Below are 5,018 nucleotides of genomic sequence, written 5' to 3'. Positions count from 1 at the left end.
AATGTCCTCGGCGACGAGCGGGTCGATTACGTCAGCGTCCTCGCCGAGCCTCATCCGCAGGTCGGCGACGAGGCGGACGATCTGGCCTACGGTGTAGGTCGGCGCGAACCTTCGCCGCACCGCGACCTCGAACGCCCCGAACAGCAGAGCGTTGTACCCGGCTGCCGTCTCGTCGTCCTTCTGCATCTCGTCTTGCAGAGGAACCCAAGCTTGCGGCCCCTCCAGCAGGAACGCCCGCAACGCGAGGATGTTCTCCTCGCGGATCTCGACGAGCGAGTAGTCCATTACTCGAGCAAGTCCTCGGCGATCGAGCGAGCCTCGGAAATAAATGCTTCGAGTACGTCATCGGCAAGTTGCGCCTCGCCCGCTAGTGCGGCCAGTAGGACGAGTTGATGCCCGAACTTCGTATCCGCATCGGCCTCCTTGACCGGCCCCCTTTCGAGTAGATGAAGTATCAAGCTCTCCGCGAGTTCCGGGTCGATGACGTCCGGCATCTCGGGACTTTTTGCGCGGACTTGTGCGACAAAATCGATTACTTCTGACTCGTCCGCGAACTTCCCATCTCTAATGAAGCGCCGCTCGACCGCCACGATGAACGCGCCGGCGACTAGAGCCGCATACTCTCGGTTGGCTTCGCCGGGTTCCAGTTCCCTCACAAGTCGAAGATGTTCGTCGTGCTGGCCAGTCAACTGAGCGCGCAAGACGTTCACTTGCTTATCGGTAATTGTCATGCACCCTCCTCATTAGTTGTCGTACGATCTTGGCGCCACGGCGCGTTCCTTCGAGTATGATGATGGTTGCGCCTGCTGCCGTGAGCACGATGTTACCTGCTTGCAACGGATGATCAGGCGATTTGAACTGGTCCATATTATTATGGACGCCTGTATGGTGACCTGTTGGCTGGACTCGATCGAAGCTGGTCCGGATCGGATCAGCGAACGTGTCCACGGAGTCCTTTACATTGTCGGGCTGGTCGAAGATCCCGCGGCGGAGTTCTCTTCGGCGAGATAGGCGCTCGGAGTCCTCCTGACGGGGGTCGCGGTCAGCTGGGTCGCTTTCAGGGCTTCCGAATTCACCACGCCCTCGCGTGCCGACCTCTGGTTCGACGGGGTCGCGATTCGGAAGAACTGGCCTGCCGTCGCTGTCGACGCTCATCCGCAGCTGTCCGCCGAAGCGGCTCGGCTCCGTTTCTACCGGGTTTTCTTCGTGTGGAGCCAGGTCCCTGCGGGGCCCCTCGCCCTCGCCGGATCGTCCCGAGTCGCGGCTGGGTGGGGTGCTTTCATCTCCGGGTTCGGTGACCTCCGGGTTCATCTCGTTGGTTTCGTTCGGGCTCCGTTCAGCGCCGTCGTCCTCGGCTTTCCTACCATGATCGCTGGCGCCTTCGCCGGAGGCGTCGTGTGTCCGGGGTGCTTCGCCGGCCCCTTGTGACGGCGCGGGCGCACTGTCGGTGGTCCGCCGGTCGCTGGTGTGGGCGTCCTGGTTCTCGCTGCCTTGTCCGCTGGCCGCATCCTGACGGCGGACGGCCGTGGCATCGCCGCCGGCTTCGGTGGGCTGGCCACTCTTGGGTCCCGGCCTTGTCCCGTCCTGCTCGGCGCGAGGCCGCTCTTCAGCTGTTAAGGGTTGTTCCGAGCCTTGATCCGGGGCGGTGGTCTGCTCGCCAGCCGGACCGTCCTGCGGCTGGTTGGCAGGTTGCTTGACGGGTGCCTCCGCCGATTCGGGCCGGGGCGTACGGTCGTCCGCCGCGGGCCCGTCCGGCAGCTGCGGGCCCGGTTCGGCGTCGTGTCGCCGGGGCGCTGGGGCACCAGGGGCGGTTTCCGTCCCGGTCTCCTGGGGGCCGCCGGTCTGCTCGGTCGGCCTGGGCGGGTGCTCGCCGATCCTGCCGGGCTCGTCCGCTCTCCTGGGGTCTTGCTCCACCCCGGGCGATGTCGGGCCGTCGGCGGGCTCGGACACGTCCTGCCGGGACAGCGGCCCATGCTCCCGGTCCGGTGGGCTTCCAGCCTCCGGTGCACCGCCGCCCGCCGCTTCCTCGGAGGGGTGGGATGTGGGGCGGTCGCGGTCGCCGGACGACGCGCCGCCGGAGCCGCCGCCCGCCGCCGTATCGGTGCCTGCGGACTCGTGCCCGCCTTCGTCCTCCCGCTCGCCGACGCCGATCGACGGGCCGTACTTGTCCCTTAGTGGCTCCCGAGCGTCCTGCTCGATGGTGGCGGAGTCGGTCCCGCCCATGCCCGCATTCTGGCCGCCGGTGTATTGAACGTCCTGTGCCTTTCGCTGCTCTTGCGCCTCACGGGCGCGGGCGCGGCTCTCCAGGCGGGACGGCTGGCCGGGTGATCCGGGATTGTCGGCGGGCAGCGTGTACTGGCGTGCGGATGACGCGGGTCTGTCCGCAGGCTCGGTGTGGGTATCGGTCTCCCGTCCTGCGGCCTGTCCCGGTGGACGGTCGCGTACGGACGTGCCGCCGCCGGTCTGGGCGCCGTTGTCCCGTGAACGCGGCTGCTCGTCCCGTCTGCCGCCCTGTCCGCTCTCGATCCTGGTGGGCGTCCCCGGCTTCTCGGCCCGGCCGGCGGCCTGCGATGAGCCGGGAGGGTCTTCGCGTCGTCCGGCTGCGCCTCCACCACTGCCGGTGTCCTGGACACCCTCGGCCCTGCTCTGCTGCGCCTCGCGGGCGCGGGCGCGGCTCTCCAGGCGGGACGGCTGGCCGGGTGATCCGGGGTTGTCGGCCGGCATTCTGTACTGCCGCGCCGGCGACGCGGATCGATCGGCGGGCTCGGCGCGGCCGTCGGTCTGCGGTTCGGCAGGCTGGCCCTGGGGACGGTCGCGCCCGCCGGATGCTGTGCCGCCGCTCCTGGCTCCGCCGTCTCGCGATCGCGATTCCTGGTCCTGCTGACCGGCCTGCCCGGTCTCTGCTTTCCCAGACTCAGCCTTCCCTGTCGAGCCGCCCTCGGAGAAGCCTGTTCTAGCGTCCCGCCGCCCTTCGGGCCGGCCGCTACCGGTGGTGCCCTCGGCGGGCTGTGACCCGTTGCCCTGCTGCCCCGCCCGGCCGCGACTGTCCAGGCGGGACGGTTGGCCTGGGGAGCCGGGGTTGTCGGGAGGTACTCCGGGGGAGTGATCGCGGTTTGCGGGGGCGTCCGTGTGCTCGGTGCGGGTGTCGGTCCCGCTACCTTTATCCACGCCCACGCCGGCAGCCCTTCTCCTGGTGGACGCGAACCGGCCGGTCGCACGGCTCGCGCGGCGTATCCGGTGACGCGCGGGGCTGACGTCACGACACACCGGCCACTATGAAAGCGCGCAACCCAGAACTTTGCACGTGTGAGTGTGCGAGTAACGCCACGTGAACGGAGCATCGTCCGTCCAGACGCCGAACGGCCCGCTACTTCTTCTGTTGAAAGCGATGAAGACGAACGGTACGGCTGTAGGCGAAGGACGATTCGAGTGAAACGACGACAGCCCATTTACCCCTAGATGAGGGATTCGCCCCTTGGCGGCGCGAATGGCGGTGGGGCGGTAACGATCCGAGAGGACCGAAGCCCACGAGGCCGGCCCTGTGCCCGAAGCGGGCCGGGAAAGCTGCCAGTAACGATGCGACCGGGAGCCGTGCCCGCGAGGTCGGTACTGGCCGTCACGGACGGATCGGCCACAACGACGGGATCTTGTTGCGCGACGACGATCGGCGTCCTTGATCAACCGACCTCGACGCGGCACTCATGGAGGGCGGCGTCCCGCAGCCGGACAGAAGGGCGGTCATGCGCTCGATGGTGATCGCGATCGCCACGAGCGCCTCCGCGATGCTGGCATCGCAGAGCTTGTACAACCGGTGCGTACGCCCGTGGTGGCATCGAGTGATCTACGGCCGGCCTATCGTTGCGCGGCCGCCTCGCTCCGCCGTGCGGCAAGCCATTGCTCGGTGTAGGCGGTGACCTCCTCGATGAACTGCTCCAGTCCTGCTCGATCGAAGTCCGCTTCGCCGATGAGATACAGCAGGATGTAGACCCCGGCATTCAGGGTGGCCGTCAGGTCGTCCGGCACGCCGACCTTGAGCGGAGGAGCGTCGACGGCACGGCGGAGCGTGTCCTCGGCGATGAGTGGGTTGATCAGATCAGTGTCCTCACCGAGCTGTCAGTCTGGGCGCCGCTGCCAGGAGCCTCGGTCTGCTGCGAACCGTTCTGCTCCTGACCCTGTCGGGCGCGTGCGAGGCTCTCCAGCCGGGACGGTCGTCCGGACGAGCCAGGGTTGTCCGGCGGCGGTGCGGACGAGCGGTCAGAGGTCGTGGGGGCGTCCGTGTTCTCGGTGCGGGTGTCGGTTCCGCCCTTGCTCTCCACGCCCACGCCGACGGACCTTTCCACGGGGGAGCACGAACCTGCCCGTCGCATGGTTCGCATGGTGTGTCCCATGACGCGCGGGGCTGACGCCCAGGCCACACCGGAACCTATGTAATCGCGCCGGTCCGGACTTTGCACGCGCCGATATTCTCTTCAGCTATCAGCACACACGTATTACTGGCATCTGCGAGTGAAAGACCATCGTTTCGCTCATGAGATCAGATATGTCTGAACTATACGGCATTGGATGGACCCGCTTTCAAGCGATATGGCGATGTTCTTTTTATGTCGAGATGGGCGATTCTCTGCCTTGTGGCACGTCGCAGAAGGCGTCCCGGCGGTACTCCGGTCCACCGTCCCGGCCTCCTCTGACCTTCGGCCTTGACAGAGCAAGCGGTACGAGCCGCGCGCCTGACCGAGACTCCCGCCCATGTTGTGCACAGGTGGACATGCCAACCGCCGACCCTTCACACGTCTCGGCGGGCGACAGTGTCACGGACACGGCACCCGCCACTCGGCAATGGGCGCCACGCCGATTCCGGCGCGCAGCTCGGCGTAGGTCTCGCCCCTTGCGCGGGTGGACCGGGGCATCGGAGCCTGCATGTCCGGAGGCAGGCGGCTGGTTCTGCCGGCGAGAGCATGGTGGTGCCCAGGTCATCCCTGAAGGAGTGGGGCCGGTCAAGTGGTGGCCTGGGGTGGTTG

At 67.4% G+C, this 5,018-nt stretch carries 5 protein-coding genes; all 5 read right to left on the bottom strand.

Features of this window, described 5'->3' with window-relative positions; translation table 11 throughout:
- Positions 1-285, bottom strand: a 285-nt coding sequence (locus ACIWVC_RS34040) for a hypothetical protein (protein WP_396453112.1), incomplete at its 3' end; no start/stop codon positions are given.
- Positions 285-731, bottom strand: a complete 447-nt coding sequence (locus tag ACIWVC_RS34035) for a hypothetical protein (protein ID WP_396453110.1) — start codon at positions 729-731, stop codon at positions 285-287. The genes ACIWVC_RS34040 and ACIWVC_RS34035, both read right to left, overlap by 1 nt.
- On the bottom strand, positions 715-2,223 hold the full coding sequence (locus ACIWVC_RS34030) for a hypothetical protein (RefSeq protein ID WP_396453108.1): 1,509 nt from the start codon (positions 2,221-2,223) through the stop codon (positions 715-717). The genes ACIWVC_RS34035 and ACIWVC_RS34030 overlap by 17 nt, the downstream gene beginning before the upstream one ends.
- A 1,393-nt stretch (positions 2,224-3,616) precedes the next feature.
- Positions 3,617-3,769 (bottom strand): hypothetical protein, encoded by a 153-nt coding sequence (locus ACIWVC_RS34025; RefSeq protein WP_396453106.1) that lies wholly within the window; start codon positions 3,767-3,769, stop codon positions 3,617-3,619.
- An 83-nt stretch (positions 3,770-3,852) separates the two neighbouring features.
- Positions 3,853-4,023 carry a hypothetical protein gene (locus tag ACIWVC_RS34020; RefSeq protein ID WP_396453104.1) on the bottom strand — a complete coding sequence of 57 codons (171 nt, stop codon included), beginning with the start codon at positions 4,021-4,023 and terminating at the stop codon, positions 3,853-3,855.
- Positions 4,024-5,018 lie beyond the last annotated feature (995 nt).

This window comes from Actinomadura sp., assembly GCF_044508335.1.
GTDB lineage: Bacteria > Actinomycetota > Actinomycetes > Streptosporangiales > Streptosporangiaceae > Spirillospora.
The sequence above is the reverse complement of the archived record's forward strand: the minus strand, read 5'-3'. Positions and strand labels throughout refer to the sequence as shown.